Source organism: Corallococcus sp. CA053C (genome assembly GCF_003611675.1).
In the GTDB taxonomy this organism is placed as follows: domain Bacteria; phylum Myxococcota; class Myxococcia; order Myxococcales; family Myxococcaceae; genus Corallococcus.
In genome coordinates this window covers 1-1190 of record NZ_RAWA01000788.1, presented here as the reverse complement: position 1 = coordinate 1190, position 1190 = coordinate 1, and the positions used below count along the sequence as shown (strand labels likewise).

The 1190-nt window shown below is 73.4% G+C and carries 2 protein-coding genes; both read left to right on the top strand.

Annotated elements, in window-relative coordinates; translation table 11 throughout:
• On the top strand, window positions 1-817 hold an 817-nt coding region (locus tag D7V97_RS43155; RefSeq protein ID WP_147445267.1), incomplete at its 5' end, for a response regulator.
• A partial coding sequence (locus tag D7V97_RS43150; RefSeq protein WP_147445266.1) for a response regulator occupies window positions 814-1190 on the top strand: 377 nt, incomplete at its 3' end. The genes D7V97_RS43155 and D7V97_RS43150, both read left to right, overlap by 4 nt.

The window sequence follows — 1190 nt, the reverse complement described above, 5'->3', positions numbered from 1 at the left end:
CGGCGCCCCCACGCCCCTGCCCCGGGACGAGTCGCGCCACAACGTGCTGCTCGTCACCGCGGATCCGGACCTGTCCGCGCTCTTGCGCGGCCTGCTGTCGCACGAGGGCTACCGCGTGGTGCGCGCCGCCACGCTCGCGGAGGCCGTGCAGGCGGTGGAGCACGCGCTGCCGGACGCGCTGGTGGTGGACACGCAGATGCCGGAGGGCCACGTGCTGGACTGGCTGCGCCGGCTGCGCGAGCTGCCCCGCACGCGCGAACTTCCCGTGCTGGCGCTGTCCGGCCGCTCGACGGAGGGCGCGGCCGGCGTGGGCACGCCCCTGCTGGTGGACTGGCTGCCCCGGCCGGTGGATGAAACCCGGCTGCTGAAGACGCTGAGATACGCCATGCGCCAGCCGGGCCAGGCGCGGGTGCTGGTGGTGGACGACGACGCCACGACGCGCCGGGTGCTGTGCGCGCAGTTCGAACGGCTGGGCGCGCTGTGCATCGAAGCGGCGGACGGGGAGAGCGCGGTGGCGCTCGCGCGCGACACGCCCCCGGACCTCATCGTGCTGGACGTGGGGCTGCCCCGGCTGGACGGCTTCGAGGTGGTGGACATCCTGCGCCAGGGCAAGGGCCGCGCGACGCCGCTCATCGTCTTCACCGGCCGGGAGCTGTCGCGCACCGACCAACGCCAGCTCACCCTGGGCGTCACCCGACACCTGACGAAGGCGCGCTCCTCGGAGGAGGAGCTGGTGGCCTCCGTGCGGGAGCTGCTCAACGGATTGCTGGCCCGCCGTGACACCACGGCGCTCGACCCCCGAAAGGCGATGCCATGAGCACCGCGCCCCACGCCAAGATGCTCCTCTTCCTGGAGGACGACCGCGACCTCCAGACGCTCGTCTGCGCCTTCCTGCGCGAGAAGGGCTACCAGGTCACCCCCGCGCGCTCCGCCGCCGAGGCCCGCGCGGTGCTCCAGGCCCAGCGGGTGGACGCCGCCATCGTGGACGGCCTGCTGCCGGGCATGACGGGCGCGGACTTCATCCGCGAGCTGCGCCAGTCGCAGCCCGGGCTGCCGGTGCTCTTCGCCTCCGCCTTCTGGAAGGACCTGAAGAGCCACGAACTGCTCACGCGTCAGCTGGGCGTGGCGCGCGTGGTGCACAAGCCCTACCGCCCGGAGGAGCTGACGGTGTGGCTGGAGCAGCTCTTCAC